Below are 20,313 nucleotides of genomic sequence, written 5' to 3' on the forward strand. Positions count from 1 at the left end.
GTGAGCCACCCCACCGACGCCCTGGCCGCACGCTTCGGCGAGGGCGGGCTGCGTCGCTTCGGCGGCGACGCGGCGGCGGTCGACCCGGCCGCGCCCGAGGCGGCCGCGCTCGCGCGGATCGCCGCGCTGGCCGTCCCGCTGCAGGTCGGACCGTACTTCCGGACCGTTGCGGACGAGCCTGCCTCGGTCCGCGGCTTTGCCGTGGAGACCGAGCAGTCGGTGAGCGACGCGGAGTACTTCGGCTGGTCCCGGCTGGGCTCCGACCGCGGCTACGAGATCGTGGCCACCCCCGAGGGCGGTGTGCACGCGCTGCTGCTGAACTACGACGAGCCGCCGCGCTTCGTCAACTCGGCCGTGGAGGAGTTCGCTTCGGGGCTGCTGGGCCTGGACGTCCTGCTCGGCCTCCTCGGCGAAACCGACAGTCCGGCCGAGGCGAAGGCCGCGTTCCTGGCCTTCGAGCGGCAGTTGCAGGAGGCCGACCCGGTCGCCTTCGCGGACCGGGAGAGCTGGTGGCCGCTGGTCCTCGACGACCTGCGGGACACCTCCGGTGTCGAGAACTACGCCGCGTTCGAGGTCCTCGACGCGGCGGGCGAGAAGAGGATCTTCACCAGCTCCGGCGGCATCGCGCTGCACCCGGAGGAGCGGCTGTGGGCCGCGCTCCAAGGAGCCGGCGTCGGCCCCGAACAGGTCAAGGGAGTGCACACCGACCTGCAGTCCTGCTACCTGCCCGGGCACTACTGCTCGATGTGGCTGGCCGGGACCTTCCCCGACGCGGTGTTCACCCACAGCTACGACTACGGCGAGACTGCCGCGTCCCGCGCCGAGGGTCTCGCCGCCCTCCGCGCCGCCACCGCGAACCGCCCCGGCCGGGCGGACGGACCCCGATGACCGGCTCGGACTCCGGTGACGACTCCGGTGACGTCGGCGGATTGCCGGCGGCCCCGCTCCTGCTCGACTGGGCGGCCCGTACCGACGCGGGCTGTCCCCGGCTCTGCCTGGTCACCGGGGGACGCGGCAGCGGCAAGAGCCGGCTGCTGGCCTGGCTGCTCGCCAGTTCGGTGAACCACCCGCTCACCACGATCCACGCCACCGTTCCCGCGAGCGGGCAGACCGCCCGGACGCTGGCCTGGGAGATCGGCCGCCAACTCGGCTACGGGCCGCTCGACCCGGCCGCGCTGCTGGCCCGCCTCGCCGCGGACCCCCGCCCGGTCCGGATGCTGATACCGGACCTGCACCGCTCCGGCCGGGGCCCCGCCGACCTGCCCGCGGCGCGGCCGGAGACCGCCTTCACCGAGCTCGTGCTGCCGATGCTGGCGCTGCCGCAGGTCAGGATCGCGGTCGAGGTGGACCGCCGCGACCTGCTGCCGAGCACGGACGGGGCCGCCGAGGCGCTGCTACTGGAACTCCCCGCGGGGCCTTCGGCCGACGCCGGCCACGACGAGAGCCTCGACGCTGAGCCCCTCCCGCCCACCGGCGACTGGCGGACGGCCGGCGCCCGACTCCGGGAGAACGCCCTCGACCAGGCGCTCGCGCACGGCACCGCGGCCCGGCTCCTGGCCGACCCGGGCTTCCTGGTGCACGGCTCGGCCGTCGCCATCACCGCCGTCCTGGCCGACGAACGGATCACCGCACCCAGGCGGCTGCGCGAGGTCTGGGAGTCCGCCGGACCCGTTCTGGCCGGCGGCGGACTCGACGACCGCTCCCGTGCCGCGGTCCTGCACGCCGCCGCCCTCGGCCACGACCCGCTGCTGGCGGAGTTCCTGCGTCCGCTCGCCGAGACCAGTGCCTGGACCGCCGTCTGGTCGCACCCCGCGCTGCACACCGCGGCCGCCACCCTGCTCGGCGACGACCTGGTCCTGGCCGACCCGGCCGGCCGGCTCCAGCGGCACGACCCGGCGACCGGCGCCCTGATCGCCCGGATCAGCACCGATCCGCTGCACCCCGTCACCCGGATGACCGCCGTCAGCGAGAACTCCCTGCTCACCGCCGACGCCCAGGGACGCCTGGCGGTTCTCTGCACCGACCCGCAGGGAACCCTTCCCATCGCCGTTTCGCGCCTGGCGCAGCGGCACAACGCCGCCGCCCTGGCCGACCCCGAGGCTGCGGCCACCGCGGTGGCCTGCTCCCTGGCCGACGACAGCCGTCCGCTGGCCGTGGCCGACGCCCGCGGCGGATTCCAGCTCCGCAGCACCGGACCCGCCGCCCCGGAAGCCGCGGAGCCGCGCGGCGGCCAACTGCACCGGAGCCCGGTGTCCGCCGTTGCCGTGCTCTCCGACCCCGGCTCCTCCATGCCCGACCTGGTGCTCACCGGCGGCCTGGACGGCAGCGTCCGGCTCTGGGACTCCCGCTCGGGCTCGGCCATGCCCGAGCCGGTCGAACGCCGCAACGCGGTCCCCACCGCCCTCGCGATCACCGACTCGAAGGCCGGCCCGGTCCTCGCCGTCGCCTGGTCGGACCGGCTGCTGCACCTCTGGCAGCTGTTCGAGGGCCGGCTCGTCGTGCTCCCGCTGCTCCAGGACGCCCACACGCTCACCCTCACCAGCGGCGGCCTGCTCAGCCACGGCGGCCCGCAGGGCACCGGCGCCCTGCGACTCGACCTCGAAGCCCTCTGGGGCTGAGCGCGCGGCGGGCCGCTCGCCGCGGCGACTAGGCTGGAGGGCGGTAGGCGCGTACGCCTGCATCCCCCCAGCACCCGCAGGAGCGCAGCACCCGTGGCCGTCAACCTTGTCACTGTCGAATCCGTAGTGAAGGTGTACGGCACGCGCGCCGTCCTCAACGGTGTGTCCATCGGGGTCAGCGAGGGCGACCGGATCGGCGTGGTCGGGCGGAACGGCGACGGCAAGACCACCCTGACCCGGATCATGGCCAAGCTGGAGGAGGCCGACTCCGGCCGGGTCACCCACGTCGGCGGCCTGCAGGTCGGCGCGCTCACCCAGAGCGACACCCTCGACCCCAGGGCCACCATCAGGCACGAGGTCATCCGCGACATGGACGACCACGAGTGGGCCGGCAACGCCAAGGTCCGCGATGTGCTCACCGGCCTGTTCGGCGGCCTTGACCTGCTCGGTTTCGAGCACGGCCTGGACACCGTGATCGGCCCGCTGTCCGGTGGCGAGCGCCGCCGGATCGCCCTCGCCAAGCTGCTGATCGCCGAGCCCGACCTGCTGGTGCTGGACGAGCCCACCAACCACCTGGACGTCGAGGGCATCTCCTGGCTGGCCGGACACCTGCGGGTGCGCCGCTCCGCGCTCGTCGTGGTCACCCACGACCGGTGGTTCCTGGACCAGGTCTGCACCCGGATGTGGGACGTCCAGGACGGCACCGTGCACGAGTACGAGGGCGGCTACTCGGACTACGTCTTCTCCCGCGCCGAGCGCGAGCGCCGGGCCTCCACCGAGGAGACCAAGCGGCAGAACCTGATGCGCAAGGAGCTGGCCTGGCTGCGCCGCGGCGCCCCGGCCCGTACCTCCAAGCCCCGGTTCCGGATCGAGGCCGCCAACGAGCTGATCGCGGACGTGCCGCCGCCGCGCGACCGGGCCGAGCTGATGAAGTTCGCCAACTCCCGCCTCGGCCGCACCGTGTTCGAGCTGGAGGACGTGACCGTCCAGGCCGGCCCCAAGGTGCTGCTGAAGCACCTCACCTGGAACCTCGGCCCGGGCGACCGGATCGGCCTGGTCGGCGTCAACGGCGCCGGCAAGACCTCGCTGATGCGGGCCATGCAGGCGGCCTGGGACAGCGACGGCGACGTCCAGCCGCAGGCCGGCCGGGTGGTGGTCGGCAAGACCGTCAAGCTGGCCTACCTCTCCCAGGAGGTCGTCGAACTGCCGCCGACGCTGCGGGTGCTGGAGTCGGTCGAGCAGATCCGCGGCCGGGTCGACCTGGGCAAGGGCCGGGAGATGTCGGCCAGCCAGCTCTGCGAGACCTTCGGCTTCAGCAAGGAGAAGCAGTGGACGCCGGTCGGCGACCTCTCCGGCGGTGAGCGCCGCCGGCTGCAGCTGCTCCGGCTGCTGATGGACGAGCCCAACGTGCTGTTCATGGACGAACCGACCAACGACCTGGACATCGAGACCCTCAGCCAGCTGGAGGACCTGCTCGACGGCTGGCCCGGCTCGCTGGTGATCGTCAGCCACGACCGGTACTTCATCGAGCGCACCACCGACCAGGTGTTCGCCCTGCTCGGGGACCAGGCGCTGCGGATGCTGCCGAAGGGCATCGACGAGTACCTGGACCGCCGGCACGCCATCGCCGAGCGGATCGCGGCGACCATGCCCACCGCGACCTTCGCCAAGAAGAGCGGCGACACCAGGGCCGCGAAGAAGGAGCTGCAGCGGATCGAGCGGCAGATCCAGAAGATGGACAAGGAGGAGGCTAAGCTGCACGAGCAGCTGGCCGCCCACGCCGCGGACTTCGCCAAGGTCGCCGAGCTCGACGCCACCCTCCGGACGCTCAAGGAGCAGCGCGACGTGCTGGAACTGGAGTGGCTGGAGCTCGCGGACGTGTAGGCGCCACCCCCATGTCCGCCACCCCCCCCGCGCACGCGCGCCCCGCACTCCTGTTCCACTCCATCGGGTGGATCTGCCCGGATCGGTTTTGCTGACGCTGCGTGAGCTTCTAGCCTGATCCGGTAGCTCAGTGCGACAGGGGCAGGTGCAGGGGGGTGGGGTCCGTGGTGGGGTTCTCCGACGGTTCCGGGGTGCTGGTGCACCCCGAGGCGCTGGACGCGGAGGCGGGGGTGTTCAACGCCGCCGCCCTCGCCGTCGAGTCCGGCGCGCAACGCGCCCGCGCGGCGCTGGCCGAGACCGGTGCCGCGCTGGCCGGGTGGAGCAGCGGGGCGGCCCTGGCCGACTGCGCCGCGGCCTGGGCGCAGTGCCTCTCCGGGCTCTCCGCCGCCCTGGACCGGGACGCCGACGGCCTGCGCGCCACCGCCAGGAACTACCGCGAGGCGGACGCCGGGGCGGCCCGGCAGTTCGCCCCCTTCCGCTGATGGCGCCGCTGACCGCGCAGCAGGTCGCGGCGGCCGACACCGCGTCACTCATCGCTGCGGGCAAGGCCTGTGACGCCCTGTCGGACCTGCTGACCGCCCGGACCGCCGCGCTCACCGCCTCCCGCGGCAAGGGCCGGGCGGGCTGGCAGGGGGTGGCCGCGGACCGCGCCGATATGACGCTGGTGGTCGAACACGATCGGCTCACCGCCGCCGCCGAGCAGTTCCGGGCGCTGGCCTCGGTGCTGGTCGAGACCGCCGAGGAACTGCTCCCGGTCCGGGCCGAGGTCCGCGCGGTGCTGGCCGAGGCGAAAGCGGCCGGCTGCGCGGTCCGGGGCGCCGAGGTCACCGGTGGCCGGGCCGCCGGCCGCGCCGCACCGCTCTCGGCCCAGCTCTCGGCCCAGCTCTCGGCCCGGCTGGAGGCCCGGCTGACCGCCGCGCTCGCCGCCGCCACCAGGGCCGACGCCCGCTGCGCCGCCGCGCTGTCCGGTTCGGCCGGGCAGGCGCGGGGCGGCCAGGGCCTGGATCCCGCCGTCGCCCGGACCGCGCTGTTCGCCGCCGCGGCCCTGGTGGCCGGACGGCTGCCCGGGCCCGGCAGCAGCCCGGCCCAGGTCCACGCCTGGTGGCAGCGGCTGGGCCCGGACGAGCGGCGGATGCTGCTCAAGGACCAGCCGCAGCTGGTCGGCAGCCTGGACGGGGTGCCCGCCATGGCCAGGGACCGGGCCAACCGGACCCTGCTGGACCAGCTGCTGGCCGTCGGCGGCGACGCGCTGCCGATGCCCGGGCTGCTCGCCATCAGCGACCGGCTGGCCCGGCAGCAGGGGACCTCCCCGCCGGCGCTGCTGCTGTCGCTCGGTCTGGAGGGGCAGGGCCGGGCGGTGCTCTCCTTCGGCGACCCGGACCGGGCCGCCCATGTCTGCGTCTACGTCCCGGGGATGGGCACCAAACTGGCCGATGTCGGCGGCAAGGACGGGGACCGCGCGCTGGCCCTGCACGACGCCGCGGTGGCGGCCGACCCCACCGCCCGTCCCGGCGCGACCGCGAGCATGGTGTGGCTCGGCTACGACGCCCCGCAGGGCCTGGCCGCGGTGGCCGACAGCGAGCGCGCCGCCGCCGGCGCAGGCCCGTACGAGCACTTCATCGAGGGGCTGCGGGCGACCCACAGCGGGCCCCCGGCCCAGGTCACCGCGCTCGGCCACAGCTACGGCTCGCTGTTGGTCGGCCTCGCCGCCCGCCGCCCCGGCGGCACCCACGCCGACAACGTGGTGCTGATCGGCAGCCCGGGGACGGGGGCCGAGCACGCCTCGGAGCTGGGGGTGGGCCCAGGCCGGGTCTGGGTCGGCCGGGCGGTGGACGACCCGGTGGCCAATATGATCCCGGGGCCCAGACAGGCCGCTCTTCTGGCGGTCGGGGCGGTGCTGTCCGGGGTGGTCCCCCCGCTGCAGTATCCGGTGGGAAAGCTGGAGCAGGACCACCACGGGGTCTGGTTCGGCACGGATCCGGCCACCCCGGGATTCGGCGCCCGGCTGCTCCCGGTCGACAGCGGCCGGGGGCCCGGCGGCGGCTTCGCCGGGGCGCACTCCCACTACCTCGACCGGGGCAGCAGCACCCTCGCGGCCATCGGTCGGATCGTCGGCGGAACCCAGCGCTGAAACCAGCACTGAAACCAGCACTGAAAGGTGCTCGCGGGGATTTTACGTTTGGGCCGATGACCAGGTATTGTCTTCCTCGTTCGCCCCTATAGCTCAGTCGGTAGAGCGTCTCCATGGTAAGGAGAAGGTCTGCGGTTCGATTCCGCATGGGGGCTCGTACAGACCGAAGGCCCCCGTCATCGACGGGGGCCTTCGGCGTTTCCCTGGTGTTCCTGCTGGCGGTGCGGCCCCGGCATGCGTTGTGATGGTGCGTCACCGGAGTGCCGCGGTGGCATACGGACGACAGGGGAGCGCTGTGGGCGTGAGGCTCGTGGTGGCGGACGACCATCGGCTGCTGGCGGAGGCGCTGGCCACAGCGCTGCAACTGCGGGGACACCGGGTGCTCGCGGTGGGCACGCCGGTGGGCGCCGCGGCCGAGCTGGTGCTGCAGCGGCGTCCGGAGGTGTGCCTGCTGGGGATCGCGCACCCGGAGGATCCGGCCGCCTTCGACGCGGTGCGGCGGATCCGCAGGGAGCGTCCCGAGGTCGGTGTGGTGGTGATGGGCGCGGTCGGCGCGCTGGCCGGGGTGGCGGCCGCGTTCGGCGCGGGCGCGGCCGGCTATGTCCGCCAGGACGAGCGGATCGAGGTGGTCGAGCGCGCGCTGACCAGGGTCCGCGCGGGGGAGGCCGCGGTGGCCCCCGAACTGCTGCACGCGGTGTTCCAGCATCTGCTGCGCCCCTCGGCCGAGTCCGACGACGAGGCGTTGCGGCTGCTGCGGCTGCTGACCCGGCGTGAGGTGCAGGTGCTGATGCGGATCGCCGAGGGGGAGGACACCAGGGAGATCGCCGAGGGGATGGCCATCGCACCCAGCACCGCGCGCACCCATGTGCAGCGGGTGCTGATGAAACTGGGGGCGAGGACCAGGTTGGAGGCCGCCGCGGTGGCCGCCAGGACCGGGTTGCTGGAGCGTGCCGCGCAGAAGTGACCGAACACTCCCATACGACCTGTTGACTGCTGAGCCTTTGTGTTTGAATATGTTTACATAAGGTTCGCTGCGCAGTGGTGAGGGTGGAGTTCGTAGTGAAGAAGACCAGTACTCGGTTGGCCGACGGCCGCGAGTTGATCTACTACGACTCCCGCGACGACGTGGTCCGCGACGACCCCGACCTGCGGCCGCTGGAGGCGACCAGCACCGCGTCGGAGATCCGCTACGACCCGCTGCTGGACGAGTGGGTGGCCGTGGCCTCGCACCGCCAGGGCCGGATCTACCACCCCCCGGCGGACGAGTGCCCGCTCTGCCCCTCGCGGGACGGGCGGCTCAGCGAGATCCCGGCCCCGGACTACGAGGTGGTCGTCTTCGAGAACCGCTTCCCCTCGCTCACCACCGCCGCGGCCGACGCCCCCGACCGCGAGGTCGGCTCGCTGCCGCACCACGCCCGTCCCGGCAACGGCCGCTGCGAGGTGGTCTGCTTCACCTCCGACCACGACGCCTCCTTCGCCGATCTGACCCCGGCCCAGGTCGGCCTGGTGCTGGAGGCGTGGACCGACCGCACCGCGGAGCTCTCCGCGATCCCCGGTGTCGAGCAGGTGTTCTGCTTCGAGAACCGCGGCAAGGAGATCGGGGTCACCCTCGGCCACCCGCACGGCCAGATCTACGCCTACCCCTTCGTCACCCCGCGCACCGAGCGGATGCTCGCCTCCGCCGCGGCGCACCGCAGGCGCACCGGACGCAACCTCTTCGACGACCTGCTCGCCGCCGAACGCGCCGACGGCGAGCGGATCGTGATCGCGGGGGAGTACTGGACCGCCTTCGTCCCCTTCGCCGCGCACTGGCCGTACGAGGTGCACCTCTACCCGAACCGCCGGGTGGGCGACCTGCTCGCCCTCAATGACGCCGAGCGCGCCGAGTTCTGCACCATCTACCTCGATCTGCTGGGCCGCTTCGACCGGCTGTTCGAGGGTCAGGAGGGGGGCAGGACCCCGTACATCGCCGGCTGGCACCAGGCGCCGCTGCGTTCCGCCGCGCCCGGCACCAGCGGTGAGCTGGCGCTTCACATGGAACTCTTCACCATCCGTCGTACGGTGGGCAAGCTCAAGTTCCTGGCCGGATCGGAATCCGGCATGGACGTGTTCATCAACGACGTGTCGCCCGAGAAGGCGGCGCAGCGCCTACGAGAGGTCGCTCCTTGACTCCGCCGCAGACCCCGCAGCCTCGGCAGACCCCGCAGCCTGGACAGGCTCCGCAGCCTCGGCAGACCCCGCAGACCCAGCAGCGCAAGTACCTGGTCACCGGCGGAGCCGGTTACGTCGGCGGCGTGGTCGCCGCGCACCTGATCGAGGCGGGCCACCAGGTGGTCGTCCTCGACGACCTCTCCACCGGGCACCGCGCCTCGGTCCCGGCCGGGGCGCAGTTCGTCCAGGGCCGGATCCAGGAGGCCGCCGACGTGCTCGACGGCTCCTTCGACGGGGTGCTGCACTTCGCCGCCAGCTCCCAGGTCGGCGAGTCGGTGGCCGACCCGGAGAAGTACTGGCGCAACAATGTCGCCGGGTCGATGGAACTGCTCGCCGCGATGCGCAAGGCCGGGGTCGGCCGGCTGGTGTTCTCCTCCACCGCCGCCGTCTACGGGGAGCCCGAGCGCAGCCCGATCGAGGAGACCGCCAGGACCGCCCCGACCAACCCCTACGGCGCGACCAAGCTCGCCGTCGACCACATGATCACCAGTGAGGCGAACGCCCACGGCCTGGCCGCGGTCTCGCTGCGCTACTTCAACGTGGCCGGGGCCTACGCCGGACTGCACGGGGTGCAGGGAGAGCGGCACGACCCCGAGACGCACCTGATCCCGCTGGTGATCCAGGCCGCCCAGGGCCGGCGCCCGCACATCGCGGTCTACGGCGAGGACTACCCGACCCCGGACGGCACCTGCGTCCGCGACTACATCCATGTCGCCGACCTGGCCGAGGCGCACCTGCTGGCCGTGGCCGCCGCCGAACCCGGCAAGCACCTGATCTGCAACCTCGGCAACGGCAGCGGCTTCTCGGTCCGCCAGGTGATCGACACCGTCCGCCGGGTCACCGGCCGCGAGATCACCGCGATCACGGCCGAGCGCCGCCCCGGGGACCCGGCCGTCCTGGTCGCCTCGGCCGAGCGCGCCCGCACCCTCCTCGGCTGGACCCCCAGCCGCACCGACCTCGACGGCATCGTCGCCGACGCCTGGGACTTCGCCAACGCGGTCCAGGCCCTGGAGAAGGAGTAAGCAGTGACCCAAGCGGAGGCTGTGCGGAAGGGCTTCACCGCCCTGTACGGCGCCGACCCGGAGGGCGTCTGGCAGGCGCCGGGCCGGGTCAACGTCATCGGTGAGCACACCGACTACAACGACGGTTTCATGCTCCCGATCGCCCTTCCGCACGCCGCCCGCGTCGCCGCCTCCCGGCGCGAGGACGGACGGCTGCGGCTGCACAGCGACCAGTACCCGGACGGCGGGGTGACCGAGCTCCGGCTCGCCGACCTCGTCCCCGGCTCGGTCGACGGCTGGGCCGCCTACCCCGCCGCCGTGGTCTGGACCCTCCGCGACGCCGGCTACCAGGTCGCAGGAGCGGATCTGTACCTGGACAGCGACGTCCCCACCGGGGCCGGGCTCTCCTCCTCCGCGGCCCTGGAATGCGCGGTCGCCACCGCCTACAACGACCTCTACCGGCTCGGCCTGACGCCGCCTCAGCTGGCGAAGCTGTGCCAGCGCGCCGAGAACGAGTTCGTCGGCGTCCCCTGCGGCATCCTGGACCAGCTCGCCTCGGCCTGCTGCGCCGAGGGCCACGCCCTGTTCGTGGACGCCCGCAGCCTGGACACCCGGCAGGTGCCCTTCGACCTGGCCGCCCACGGCCTGGTGCTGCTGGTCATCGACACCCAGGTCAAGCACGCCCACGCGGACGGCGCCTACGCCGAGCGCCGCCGGGGCTGCGAACGCGCCGCCGAACTGCTCGGCGTCCCCGCCCTGCGCGACGTCCCCTACGCCGGTCTCGACCAGGCGCTGGCTCGGCTGCCCGAGGCCGAGCTGCGCGCGCTGACCAGGCACATCGTCACCGAGGACGCCCGGGTCGAACAGGTGATGGCGCTGCTGGACGCGGGCGACCTGCGCGGGATAGGCCCGATCCTCACCGAGGGCCATGCCTCCATGCGGGACGACTTCGCCATCTCCTGTGCCGAGACCGACCTCGCGGTGGACACCGCGGTCGCCGCCGGCGCCCTCGGCGCCCGGATGACCGGCGGCGGCTTCGGCGGCTCGATCATCGCCCTGGCCGACACCGCCGACGCGGACGGCATCACCGCCGCCGTCACCGCGGCCTTCGCCGACCGCGGCTGGACCGAGCCCCGGGCCTTCACCGCGGTGCCGGGACCGGGGGCCCGCCGACTGGCCTGACCGCCGCCGGCCGACCCGGCGATCTCCCGTACGCGTTCGCGTTCCGCGCCGCCCCCGCAGGCCCTACCCTGATCCCCTAAAGGTCGGCGGGGGGCCGCAGGGACCGGGGGAGGGGACGACTGTGGCGCGTATCCGGGTCCTGGTCGCGGACGGCCATCGGATCTTCGCCGAGGCGCTGGCCACCGCGCTCGCCGCCGAACCCGACGTGGAGGTCGCCGCGGCGGGCAGTGCGCAGGCGGCCGAACGGGCGCTGGAGCGCGCCGCCGCGGAGAACCGCCCGTTCCAGGTGCTGCTGGTGGACGCCGACCTCACCCCGGGCGTCCCGGTCGCGTCGCCCCCCGCGAACTCCGCGACCGCCAACTCCGCGCCGCGGCGGGTGCTGCCGCCGCCGCCCCAGCGCGCCCCGCTGGTGCTGCCCGCCCAACGCCAGTTCTCCACGCCGCCCGGCACCGCTCCCCCGGGGGCTCCGCCCCGGGGCCCCCGACCCGCATACCCGCTCCCCGCGCCCCCGCCACGGGCAGTCCCCCGCCGCCGCGGGCAGTCCCTCCGCAGCGGGCGAGCCCCCCGCCGTCGCCGCCCCGCCCGGCGGAGGGCTCGCGGCGGACGACGACGGCATCGCCCTGGCCGCCCGGGCCCGGGCCGCGCACCCCGGGCTCCAGGTGGTCGTCCTCGCCGCCGCCGACGAACCGGCCCGGGTGGTCCGGGCGCTGCACGCGGGGGCCTCGGCCTGGGTCGCCAAGGAGAGTTCACTGGGCCGGCTGATGGCCGTGGTCCGCGGGGTGATGCGGGAGGAGACCCACATCCCGCCGCTGCTGCTGACCGGGGTGATCAGGGAACTGACCGCGGCCCGCCGCGACCGCACCGAGAGCGAGCGGCTGGTCGAGTCGCTCACCCCGCGCGAGAAGCAGGTGCTGCGCTGCATGGTCGCCGGACTCGGCCGGCAGGCCGTCGCCGACCGGCTCTACCTCTCCCCGCACACCGTCCGCACCCATATGCAGAACGTGCTCGGCAAGCTCGGGGTGCACTCCACCCTCGCCGCCGTCGCGGTGGCCCGCCGGGCCGGCGTGGGGCCGGCCGAGCAGACCTAAACCCCCGCCGGGGGCAGCAGCGGGCGCCAGGCGTCCGCGGTGCGGACCAGGCGGCGGGCGATCAGTTCGCCGCCGCCGGCCAGGGCCAGGGCGCAGAGGACGGCCGCCAGGTGCTCCGCCCCGGCCAGGTTGGGGAACAGCGCCTGCTCCAGGATCATCGCGGCGACGGTGATCCCGCCGGTCAGCCAGGCCCGGTAGCGCCAGGTGACGTAGACGGCCAGGGCGACCACGGCCGCCGAGGGCCCGGTGTCGCGGATGAAGGCGTCGTCCCAGGGCAGCGCGAACAGGTGGTCCGCCCCCCGCGCGCCGACATGGACGCCGTGCCGGGCGTAGAGGGTGCCGGCCAGGGTCCCGGCATAGGCGACGAACAGCGTCGCCCAGCGGCCGACGGTGAGTTCGGCGATCCCGAAGACCAGCAGGACCTGCAGCGCCGCGCCCCAGACCGGGAGGTCGGGCGCGGGCACGAACAGCGACAGCGGGGTGCGCAGCAGCGACTCCCACAGCGGCAGCGAGGCCCGGACCACGCCGAGCCGCTCCACCAGCTGCGCCCCGCCGGGCGTGTGCTGGAGCAGTTGCAGCAGCAGGATGGCGGCGGTGGCGCTCAGGGTCAGGGACAGCGCCGAGAGGCGGTCCCTGGCGAGACTGCGGCGTGCTGTGCGGAGCAACCCGTCACCAAGCAACAGATCTCTCATTCATCCAAAAATAGAACATAGATGGATAAATATCCCCTTTTACGACTCCAGTGCGCTCGCGTGCCGCCGCTTGAACAGGCTCGGCAGGCTCGGTGCGGTGATGAACCCCTCGGCCGTGGCCGAGGCCACCCCGATCCTGGGCAGGTCGCTGCTGCGGTCGAACAGCAGGTAGCGGGGCTCCCAGATCGGCCGGTACTTGGCGTTCGCCCGGTAGAGCGACTCGATCTGCCACCAGCGGGAGAGGAAGATCAGCACCGAGCGCCACATCCGCAGCACCGGCCCGGCCCCGAGCCGGCCGCCGCGTTCGAACACCGCTCGGAACATCGCGAAGTTCAGCGAGACCCGCTTGACCCCGACCGCCTCGGCCTGGCCGATCAGCTCGATCACCATGAACTCCAGCAGCCCGTTGTCGGAGTCCCGGTCACGCCGCATCAGGTCCAGCGACAGGCCGTCCCGGCCCCAGGGCACAAAGCTCAGCAGCGCCCGCAGCTCGCCCTGCCCGTCATGGCACTCCAGCATCACGCATGCGCCGTCGTCCGGGTCGCCGAGCCGGCCCAGCGCCATCGAGAAGCCCCGCTCGGTCTGCCCGTCGCGCCAGTGGTCGGCGCGCTGCAGCAGGGTGCCCATCTCCTCGTCGGGATGTCGGCATGTCGACGCACCCGCACGGTGTACCCGGCGCGTCCGACCTTCTTGTGCGCCTGGCGGACGCCGCGCATGGCGCGCCCCTCCAGGGTGAACTCGTCGACCTCGACGATCGCCTCGTCACCCAGCTCCAGGGCGTTCAGACCGTGCCGGGCGTAGACGGTGCCGCCCTCCTCGCTGGCGCCCATCACCGCCGGGATCCAGGCGTGCTCACGGGCCTGCTCCAGCCAGCGGTCGATCGCCCCCGGCCAGGCCTCCAGGTCGCCGATCGGATCGCCCGAGGCCAGCGACACCCCGCCGACGACGCGGTAGGCCACCGCCGCCTTGCCGGACGGGGAGAAGACCACCGACTTGTCCCGGCGCAGCGCGAAGTAGCCCAGCGAGTCGCGCTCGCCGTGCTGCTCCAGCAGGCCGCGCAGCTGCCGCTCGTCCTGCGGGCAGAGGTACTCCTTGCCCTTGGGGGAGCGGGCCAGCGCGTACACCACCAGCACCAGGATCAGCGCGCTCATCACATTGATGGCGATGTCCACCCAGTGCGGGGTGCGGATGTTCAGCTGGTCGGTGTTCGAGGGGGCCAGGGTGTAGACCCGGAGCAGGGCGTAGTGCAGCTGGCTGCCCAGGGAGGATCCGGGAGCGGTGTTGGTGAGCGCCACCAGGACCGTGCCGATGGCCACGCTGATCGCCCCGCCGCCGAACAGCACGCCGAGGGCCAGCCGGGGGTTGGAGCGGTCGCCCTTGGCCCGGAACTCCTTGCGGCCGACCAGCAGCGCGACCAGCAGCAGCAGGGTGAGCCCGGTGGAGACCCAGTTGAACCAGTGCCCGCGGACGTCGGGGTCGAGCGCCACCACGGAGACCGTCAGCACCGAGTACAGGGCCACCACGACCAGGTTCCAGATCCACGCCGCGCGCTTGCGGCGGCGCATCATCATCGCCAGGAACAGGGCCAGCGCACCCGAGGTGTAGCCCACGGTGACCATGTACGGGGTGAAGAAGTCGCCCGAGTTGTGCCGGGAGACCTGCCCGTGGAACGGGGAGGAGACGGCTCCGAGGAAGTTGAGCACTGCGGCGATCCGCAGGTACCAGACGGCGAAACCAGCGGCGCGGGGCCGCCAGGCGGACAACCGTTTGGGCGGTGTATCGGATGACACGTCCCTTCTCACCCCTTTCCAGGCGAATCTTCATAATTGCATAACATTTTGACAACGACGTCCGCCGACAAGGCGAGAGCCCGCCCCCCGAACGGCGGGGGCGGGCTCTCCCATGGGTCTACGCGGAGGTGTCAGCGGCGGTACTTCAGGGTCTTCTCGAAGGCCGCGGCGAGCACTCCGTACCCGGTCGGGTTGGCGTGGATGTCGTGGTACGGCGTGCACTCCCAGGTCCAGGCGCAGATCCTGGCCACGTTCAGCGGAACCGTGCCCACCCCCGGCAGGGTCGCCTGGTCGGTGAAGTCGTCGGTGGAGAACGCCCGCGACACGTCCGCCACCGCGAAGCCGTTGCGGTGGAAGCCCTTGGCGATCACCCCGTTCAGCTCCTTGGACAGCACGGTCGACTGCTGCGCCAGCCCCTGTCCGGCCGGGCCGGTCAGCCACACCGCCAGGAACGGGTCGTAGTAGTTCATCCCGGCGTACTGCGGGGTGTTGCCGCCGGCCCGGTGCAGCGCCTTGGCGATCTGCGGCAGCTGGGTGGCGACCGTGGCCACGCCCGCGGCGGTGCAGGCCTGGTCGATGCTGCCGCCGGCCAGGCAGCTGTCCACGTTGTTGGCGCCGATGTCCAGGGTCACGTAGCGCACCTCGCCGCGGTGCGCCCGGAGGAACTTCACCGCTGCGTCCAACTGTGAGGTCGCCCCCGGGTAGGTGCAGATCCCGCCGTTGATCAACGTCCCGGTGGTCTCGCCGCTGCAGCCGAGCTTGATGTGCACCAGCCGCGGATCGTGCTTCTTGAGCTGGGCGTACAGCTGGTCCGTGTACGACAGCGAGGTGTTGGTGTGCACGTCCGGCTGGTAGCCGGCCGCCAGCGAGTCGCCGAGCGAGACGTAGTACCGCGGCGGGGCCGGGTGGTGGTGCCGGCCGCCGCCGTCGTGCGCGGAGGCGGTGCCGGTCATCGTCGCGGCGGCGAGCGCGGCGACCGCGAGCACGGTGAGCCCGCGGCGGAGCCTGGAACTGCTGGGCATGGGTGGTGGCCCCCTTCTGAGGGGGACGCGACACTGCGGCCCCCGATCACCGGGAGTATCCCAACTGGTGAGTAGGTTCTGGCAAGACTCCGGCGGAACCAGTGCGGGATCTCTTCCGGAGCTATTCCGGAAGGTTGTCGAACGGGGCGACCAGCTGCCGCAGCAGCCCGGCCAGATCCTCGCGCTGACCTGCGGAGAGTTCCTTGAGCAGGGCCCGCTCGTGGGCCAGCAGCCCGGCCAGCGCCTGATCGGCGAGATCCCGTCCCGACTCGCTCAGCCGCACCAGCACGCCGCGCCGGTCGCCCGGGTCGGGGAGCCGCTGCACCAGGTCCCGGCCGGCCAGCCGGTCGATCCGGTTGGTCATGGTGCCCGAGGTGACCAGAGTCTGCGTCAGCAACTGGCCGGGGGAGAGCTGGTAGGGAGCCCCGGCCCGGCGCAGCGCGGTCAGCACGTCGAACTCCCACGGCTCCAGGCTGTGCTCGGCGAAGGCGGTGCGCCGGGCCCGGTCGAGATGACGGGCGAGGCGGCTGATCCGGCTCAGCACCTCGAGCGGTTCCACGTCGAGGTCGGGGCGCTCTCGGCGCCATGCAGCGACCAACCGGTCGACCTCGTCCTCCATGGTTGATCAGTGTAGTGGCCGATGTGTCGATATGAAGTCTCTTGACATCAAGAAACAGTATCGGCCAGAATCAAACTATCTTGACGTCGAGATACTTGGAGCGCCAGATGACCCGCAGCACCCCGGCGACCCCCGCCGTGACCTGGGACCCCGCGCAGTACCTGAAGCACGCGGACCACCGCAGCCGCCCCTTCCACGACCTGGTCGACCGGGTCCCGGGCACCCCCGCACACGTCGTGGACCTCGGCTGCGGACCCGGCAACACCACCGCCACCCTCACCGACCGCTGGCCCGGCGCCAGGATCACCGGCATCGACAACTCCCCGGCGATGATCAGCCAGGCCGACCGGGCCACCCGGGACCACCTGGGGATCGCCTTCCGGGACGGCGACATCACCGCCTACGACCCGGCCGAGGACGGCCGCCCCGACCTCATCCTCTCCAACGCCGCACTGCAGTGGGTCCCCGGCCACGCCGACCTCTTCGCCCGCTGGACCGAGGCGCTGCCGGCCGGCGGCACCCTCGCCTTCCAGGTCCCCGGCAACTTCGACGAGCCCAGCCACACCCTGCTCACCGCACTGCGGACCAGCCCGCGCTGGGCCTCCCGGCTCGGCGAGCTGCACCGCCCGGCCGTGCTCCACCCCGCCGAGTACCTGAGCCGGCTCACCGCCCTCGGCTGCGCGGTCGACGCCTGGGAGACCACCTACTACCAGATCCTCACCGGCGCCGACCCGGTCCTCGACTGGATGCTGGGCACCGGGCTGCGCCCCGTCCTCGCCGCGCTCACCGACCCGGCCGACCGCGAGGCCTTCCTCGCCGAGTACGCCGCGCAGCTCGCCGAGGCCTACCCGGCCACCCCGCACGGCACGGTCCTCCCGTACCGCCGGATCTTCGTCGTCGCCACCAAGCGGTCATGATCACTTCTTTCGACCATGTCCAGCTCGCCGCCCCGCCCGGCAGCGAGGCGCGGCTCCGGGCCTACTACGCGGGCGTGCTGGGGATGACCGAGATCCCCAAGCCCCCGGTCCTCGCCGCCCGCGGCGGCTGCTGGTTCCAGGCCGGCCCGGTCCAGCTGCACCTGGGCATCGAGGAGCCGTTCACCCCGGCCCGGAAGGCCCACCCGGCCCTCCGGATCCAGGGCATCCACGCCTACGCCGAACGGATCGCCGCCCTCGGCGCCCCGGTGGGCTGGGACGACGACCTCCCCGGACACCACCGCTTCTACTCCATCGACCCGGTCGGCAACCGCCTGGAGTTCCTCGAACCCATCGGCCCCCCGGCGGGCTAGTTCTTCCGGCGTCCCACCAGCTGCGGGCGCCGCTCCATCCCCTCCAGGCCGTGCCAGGCCAGGTTCACCAGGTGGGCGACCACCTCGGCCTTCTTCGGCTTCCGCACGTCCAGCCACCACTGGCCGGTCAGCGCGACCATCCCCACCAGCATCTGCGCGTACATCGGCGCCAGCTTGGCGTCGTACCCGCGCGACTTGAACTCATGGCCGAGGATGTCCTCGACCTGGGTGGCGATGTCATTGATCAGCGAGGCGAAGGTCCCGGTCGACTGCGCCACCGGGGAGTCCCTGACCAGGATCCGGAAGCCGTCGGTCGAGGTCTCGATGTAGTCCAGCAGCGCGAACGCCGCCTCCTCGCACAGCTCACGCGGATGGCCACCGGTCAGCGACCCGGTGACCATGTCCAGCAGCAGCTGCATCTCCCGGTCCACCACGACCGCGTACAGCCCCTCCTTGCCGCCGAAGTGCTCGTACACCACCGGTTTGGAGACCCCGGCCTTCGCCGCGATCTCCTCCACCGAGGTCGCTTCGTAGCCGCGTTCGGCGAACAGGGCGCGGCCCACGTCCAGCAGCTGCTCCCGCCGCTGCTTGCCGCTCATCCGTACGCGCCCGGCCCGGCCCCCCGTCGCAGTCGGCTTTCGTGCCCGCCCCGCGCGCGCGGCCCGTGCGGGTGCGGGTGGATCGCCCGCCCCGTCTGACCCACTGCTGCTTTCGTTCACGGGACCATCATGCCGCGCGCCGGGCGGCGATCCGCTCCGGGCTGGGCCAGCGGACGTCCTTCGCCCACCCGGCCAGCTCGAACCAGCGGATCAGCCGCGCGGAGGAGTCCACCTGTCCGCGCAGCACACCGTGCCGCGCCGAGGTCGGCTCCGCGTGGTGCAGGTTGTGCCAGGACTCGCCGCAGGACAGGATCGCCAGCCAGGCCACGTTGCCGGAGCGGTCCCGCGACTTGAACGGGTGCTTGCCCACCGCGTGGCAGATCGAGTTGATCGACCAGGTGACGTGGTGCAGCAGTGCGACCCGGACCAGCGAACCCCAGAAGAACGCCGTCAGCGCACCCTGCCAGGACCACGACCACAGTCCGCCGACCAGCGGCGGGAGCAGCACCGAGGTCAGCGTGAAGAAGGCGAACTGGCGCGAGATCCAGGAGATGTCGCGGTCCTTGAGCAGGTCGGGGGCGTAGGTCTGCTGCGGGGTCTGCTCCTCGTCGAACAGCCAGCCCATGTGGGCCCACCACAGGCCCTTGAGCAGGGCCGGGACGGACTCGCCGTAGCGCCAGGGGGAGTGCGGGTCGCCGTCCTTGTCGGAGAACTTGTGGTGCTTGCGGTGGTCCGCCACCCAGCGCACGATCGGGCCCTCGATGGCCAGGCTGCCGGCCACGGCGAGGGCGATCTTCAGCGGCCGGGTGGCCTTGAAGGAGCCGTGGGTGAAGAAGCGGTGGAAGCCGACGGTGATGCCGTGGCAGGCGGTGAAGTACATCACCGTCATGATCACCACGTCGTGCCAGCCGATGCCCCAGCCCCAGGCGAACGGGACCGCGGCGAGGACTGCGAGGAACGGGACCCCGATGAACGCCCCCAGCGCGAACCGTTCGGCCGCCCCCTGCCGTTCGCCCCCGCGGGTGGCCAACGGTGTCGCCTCCGGCCGGGGCAGCACGGCTGTCGCGGCGGCGGAGGCGGCAGTCTGCTCAGTGGGCTCAATGCTCATGCGGCTACCTCGGAAGGTGGGGTGAGGGGATGCGGAAACGGAGCACCGTTCCTACGGTTCCGTAACCTACGGCATCGTAGGTTGAATGCCCCGCTCTGCACAGCCCCAACCTCGACGGGCGCGTCGAGCATGGTCGCATTCCCTCGAACGTATGGTCCTCACCGGTTTCCCGGCGTTCGCCCACGCGGCACGACCAGGGTTGACCCCATGGACGCAAAGGAAGACCTCCGTGCGGCAGCGCGGGTGCTCCGCACCGAGGGGAAGACGTACGACGAGATCCGGGAGGCGTTGGGCGTCTCGAAGAGTTCCGTCTCGCTGTGGGTACGGGACCTGCCGCATCCGCCGCGACGGCAGTCGCCCCAGGAGCGACGGGACCATATGCAGCGGATCTGCTGGGGTCCGCTGCGCGAGCGGCGTGACGGGGAACGCAGGGCCGCCAAGCAGGCTGCGGCGTCCGAGATCGGCGAGCTCTCGGACCGCGAACTCTTCGTCCTCGGCGTCGGGATCTACTGGTCCGAGGGGACGAAGGACAAGGAGTACGCCCGCCGGGAGAGCGTGACCCTGATCAACAGTGACGCCGGGCTGATCGCTGTCTACCTTGCCTGGCTCGACCTGCTGGCCGTGGAGCGGTCGAGGTTGCGCTTCCGGGTGTCGATCCATGAATCGGCGGACGTCGACGCGGCGCAGCGGACCTGGGCCGAACTGATCGGTCTGCCGGTCGAGGCGCTGCAGCGGGTGAACCTGAAGCAGCACAATCCGAGGACGACCCGCCACAACACGGGAGCCGACTACAAGGGCTGCCTGATCGTCAAGGTGCTGGACGGCGCCGACCTCTATCGCCGAATCGAGGGCTGGTGGTCGGGATTGGTAGTGGAGGCGAAGCGCCGAAACCCGTAGGCTGTGGTGGTGCCAAGGGGGCGGAAGATTCCTCTTGACAAATGATCCGCTGTAGTGTAATTGGCAGCACGGCATCCTTTGGAGATGTTCGGTCTAGGTTCGAGTCCTAGCAGCGGAGCTTCGCGTTCTGATCGTTTTTGTTACCCGGCTATCCTCGAACAGTCCGGGTACGCCTGTGCGGAA

18 protein-coding genes, 2 tRNA genes and 2 pseudogenes are annotated in these 20,313 nt (G+C 72.5%); 15 read left to right on the forward strand and 7 right to left on the reverse strand.

Annotated features, from left to right (window positions below):
- The 10 genes from ACXKR8_RS30670 to galK all read left to right on the forward strand — a co-directional run bounded on the left by ACXKR8_RS30670 (nucleotide 1) and on the right by galK (nucleotide 11,027).
- The gene (locus ACXKR8_RS30670) at nucleotides 1-888 is read left to right on the forward strand and encodes a nucleic acid/nucleotide deaminase domain-containing protein (protein WP_458267810.1); all 888 of its coding nucleotides are present in this window, start codon (nucleotides 1-3) and stop codon (nucleotides 886-888) included.
- Nucleotides 885-2,618 carry an ATP-binding protein gene (locus tag ACXKR8_RS30675; RefSeq protein WP_458267811.1) on the forward strand — a complete coding sequence of 578 codons (1,734 nt, stop codon included), beginning with the start codon at nucleotides 885-887 and terminating at the stop codon, nucleotides 2,616-2,618. The genes ACXKR8_RS30670 and ACXKR8_RS30675 overlap by 4 nt, the downstream gene beginning before the upstream one ends.
- A 93-nt stretch (nucleotides 2,619-2,711) precedes the next feature.
- Nucleotides 2,712-4,502 carry an ABC-F family ATP-binding cassette domain-containing protein gene (locus ACXKR8_RS30680; protein ID WP_458267812.1) on the forward strand — a complete coding sequence of 597 codons (1,791 nt, stop codon included), beginning with the start codon at nucleotides 2,712-2,714 and terminating at the stop codon, nucleotides 4,500-4,502.
- A gap of 155 nt (nucleotides 4,503-4,657) precedes the next feature.
- A complete protein-coding gene (locus ACXKR8_RS30685) occupies nucleotides 4,658-4,984 on the forward strand; it encodes a hypothetical protein (RefSeq protein WP_458267813.1) in 327 nt (108 codons plus the stop codon).
- Nucleotides 4,984-6,633 carry an alpha/beta hydrolase gene (locus tag ACXKR8_RS30690; RefSeq protein WP_458267814.1) on the forward strand — a complete coding sequence of 550 codons (1,650 nt, stop codon included), beginning with the start codon at nucleotides 4,984-4,986 and terminating at the stop codon, nucleotides 6,631-6,633. Before ACXKR8_RS30685 ends, ACXKR8_RS30690 begins: the two co-directional genes overlap by 1 nt.
- An 82-nt stretch (nucleotides 6,634-6,715) precedes the next feature.
- Nucleotides 6,716-6,788: transfer RNA gene (locus ACXKR8_RS30695), tRNA-Thr, on the forward strand.
- A gap of 146 nt (nucleotides 6,789-6,934) precedes the next feature.
- Nucleotides 6,935-7,597: a response regulator transcription factor gene (locus ACXKR8_RS30700; protein ID WP_458267815.1), complete on the forward strand. Its 663-nt coding sequence runs from the start codon at nucleotides 6,935-6,937 to the stop codon at nucleotides 7,595-7,597.
- A 95-nt stretch (nucleotides 7,598-7,692) separates the two neighbouring features.
- Entirely contained in the window at nucleotides 7,693-8,802 is a 1,110-nt protein-coding gene (gene galT / locus ACXKR8_RS30705) for a galactose-1-phosphate uridylyltransferase (RefSeq protein ID WP_458267816.1), read from the forward strand.
- A gap of 92 nt (nucleotides 8,803-8,894) precedes the next feature.
- Complete coding sequence (gene galE, locus ACXKR8_RS30710; RefSeq protein WP_458275121.1) at nucleotides 8,895-9,866, forward strand: UDP-glucose 4-epimerase GalE; 972 nt, start codon at nucleotides 8,895-8,897, stop codon at nucleotides 9,864-9,866.
- Between the two features lie 3 nt (nucleotides 9,867-9,869).
- Entirely contained in the window at nucleotides 9,870-11,027 is a 1,158-nt protein-coding gene (galK, locus tag ACXKR8_RS30715) for a galactokinase (protein ID WP_458267817.1), read from the forward strand.
- 63 nt (nucleotides 11,028-11,090) lie between these two features.
- Here galK and ACXKR8_RS30720 read toward each other — a convergent pair whose 3' ends face one another.
- Nucleotides 11,091-11,465, reverse strand: a complete 375-nt coding sequence (locus tag ACXKR8_RS30720) for a hypothetical protein (RefSeq protein ID WP_462100759.1) — start codon at nucleotides 11,463-11,465, stop codon at nucleotides 11,091-11,093.
- A 113-nt stretch (nucleotides 11,466-11,578) separates the two neighbouring features.
- Here ACXKR8_RS30720 and ACXKR8_RS30725 point away from each other — a divergent pair.
- Nucleotides 11,579-12,115 (forward strand): annotated as a pseudogene (locus ACXKR8_RS30725) (LuxR C-terminal-related transcriptional regulator); the annotation flags it as partial.
- Here the strand turns inward: ACXKR8_RS30725 and ACXKR8_RS30730 are convergent.
- From ACXKR8_RS30730 to ACXKR8_RS30745, 4 genes and pseudogenes are all read right to left on the reverse strand, one after another.
- Nucleotides 12,112-12,780: a hypothetical protein gene (locus ACXKR8_RS30730; RefSeq protein ID WP_462099922.1), complete on the reverse strand. Its 669-nt coding sequence runs from the start codon at nucleotides 12,778-12,780 to the stop codon at nucleotides 12,112-12,114. The pseudogene ACXKR8_RS30725 and the gene ACXKR8_RS30730 overlap by 4 nt on opposite strands.
- A gap of 66 nt (nucleotides 12,781-12,846) precedes the next feature.
- Nucleotides 12,847-14,609: pseudogene (locus ACXKR8_RS30735) on the reverse strand (phosphatidylglycerol lysyltransferase domain-containing protein).
- A gap of 119 nt (nucleotides 14,610-14,728) precedes the next feature.
- Nucleotides 14,729-15,619, reverse strand: a complete 891-nt coding sequence (locus tag ACXKR8_RS30740; protein WP_458267821.1) for an SGNH/GDSL hydrolase family protein — start codon at nucleotides 15,617-15,619, stop codon at nucleotides 14,729-14,731.
- 121 nt (nucleotides 15,620-15,740) lie between these two features.
- The gene (locus ACXKR8_RS30745) at nucleotides 15,741-16,238 is read right to left on the reverse strand and encodes a MarR family winged helix-turn-helix transcriptional regulator (protein ID WP_458267822.1); all 498 of its coding nucleotides are present in this window, start codon (nucleotides 16,236-16,238) and stop codon (nucleotides 15,741-15,743) included.
- 107 nt (nucleotides 16,239-16,345) lie between these two features.
- On the opposite strand from ACXKR8_RS30745, the gene ACXKR8_RS30750 reads away from it, so the two are divergent.
- Nucleotides 16,346-17,155, forward strand: a complete 810-nt coding sequence (locus tag ACXKR8_RS30750) for a trans-aconitate 2-methyltransferase (protein WP_458267823.1) — start codon at nucleotides 16,346-16,348, stop codon at nucleotides 17,153-17,155.
- Nucleotides 17,152-17,526 carry a VOC family protein gene (locus tag ACXKR8_RS30755; protein ID WP_458267824.1) on the forward strand — a complete coding sequence of 125 codons (375 nt, stop codon included), beginning with the start codon at nucleotides 17,152-17,154 and terminating at the stop codon, nucleotides 17,524-17,526. The genes ACXKR8_RS30750 and ACXKR8_RS30755 overlap by 4 nt, the downstream gene beginning before the upstream one ends.
- Here ACXKR8_RS30755 and ACXKR8_RS30760 read toward each other — a convergent pair.
- Nucleotides 17,523-18,245 carry a TetR family transcriptional regulator gene (locus ACXKR8_RS30760; RefSeq protein WP_458267825.1) on the reverse strand — a complete coding sequence of 241 codons (723 nt, stop codon included), beginning with the start codon at nucleotides 18,243-18,245 and terminating at the stop codon, nucleotides 17,523-17,525. The genes ACXKR8_RS30755 and ACXKR8_RS30760 overlap by 4 nt on opposite strands.
- Nucleotides 18,246-18,252: 7 nt before the next feature.
- The gene (locus ACXKR8_RS30765; protein ID WP_458267826.1) at nucleotides 18,253-19,233 is read right to left on the reverse strand and encodes an acyl-CoA desaturase; all 981 of its coding nucleotides are present in this window, start codon (nucleotides 19,231-19,233) and stop codon (nucleotides 18,253-18,255) included.
- A 207-nt stretch (nucleotides 19,234-19,440) separates the two neighbouring features.
- Here ACXKR8_RS30765 and ACXKR8_RS30770 point away from each other — a divergent pair, with 207 nt between their 5' ends.
- Nucleotides 19,441-20,130 (forward strand): hypothetical protein, encoded by a 690-nt coding sequence (locus ACXKR8_RS30770; protein ID WP_458267827.1) that lies wholly within the window; start codon nucleotides 19,441-19,443, stop codon nucleotides 20,128-20,130.
- Between the two features lie 45 nt (nucleotides 20,131-20,175).
- Nucleotides 20,176-20,248: transfer RNA gene (locus ACXKR8_RS30775), tRNA-Gln, on the forward strand.
- The last annotated feature ends 65 nt before the right edge of the window (nucleotides 20,249-20,313 follow it).

The organism is Streptacidiphilus sp. PAMC 29251, from assembly GCF_054208735.2.

Coding starts and splice junctions, on each gene's coding strand:
- ACXKR8_RS30675 (WP_458267811.1), top strand. CDS start 885: ATGACCGGCTCGGACTCCGGTGACGACTCCGGTGACGTCGGCGGATTG.
- ACXKR8_RS30690 (WP_458267814.1), top strand. CDS start 4,984: ATGGCGCCGCTGACCGCGCAGCAGGTCGCGGCGGCCGACACCGCGTCA.
- ACXKR8_RS30740 (WP_458267821.1), bottom strand. CDS start 15,619: ATGCCCAGCAGTTCCAGGCTCCGCCGCGGGCTCACCGTGCTCGCGGTC.
- ACXKR8_RS30745 (WP_458267822.1), bottom strand. CDS start 16,238: ATGGAGGACGAGGTCGACCGGTTGGTCGCTGCATGGCGCCGAGAGCGC.
- ACXKR8_RS30750 (WP_458267823.1), top strand. CDS start 16,346: ATGACCCGCAGCACCCCGGCGACCCCCGCCGTGACCTGGGACCCCGCG.
- ACXKR8_RS30755 (WP_458267824.1), top strand. CDS start 17,152: ATGATCACTTCTTTCGACCATGTCCAGCTCGCCGCCCCGCCCGGCAGC.
- ACXKR8_RS30765 (WP_458267826.1), bottom strand. CDS start 19,233: ATGAGCATTGAGCCCACTGAGCAGACTGCCGCCTCCGCCGCCGCGACA.
- ACXKR8_RS30770 (WP_458267827.1), top strand. CDS start 19,441: ATGGACGCAAAGGAAGACCTCCGTGCGGCAGCGCGGGTGCTCCGCACC.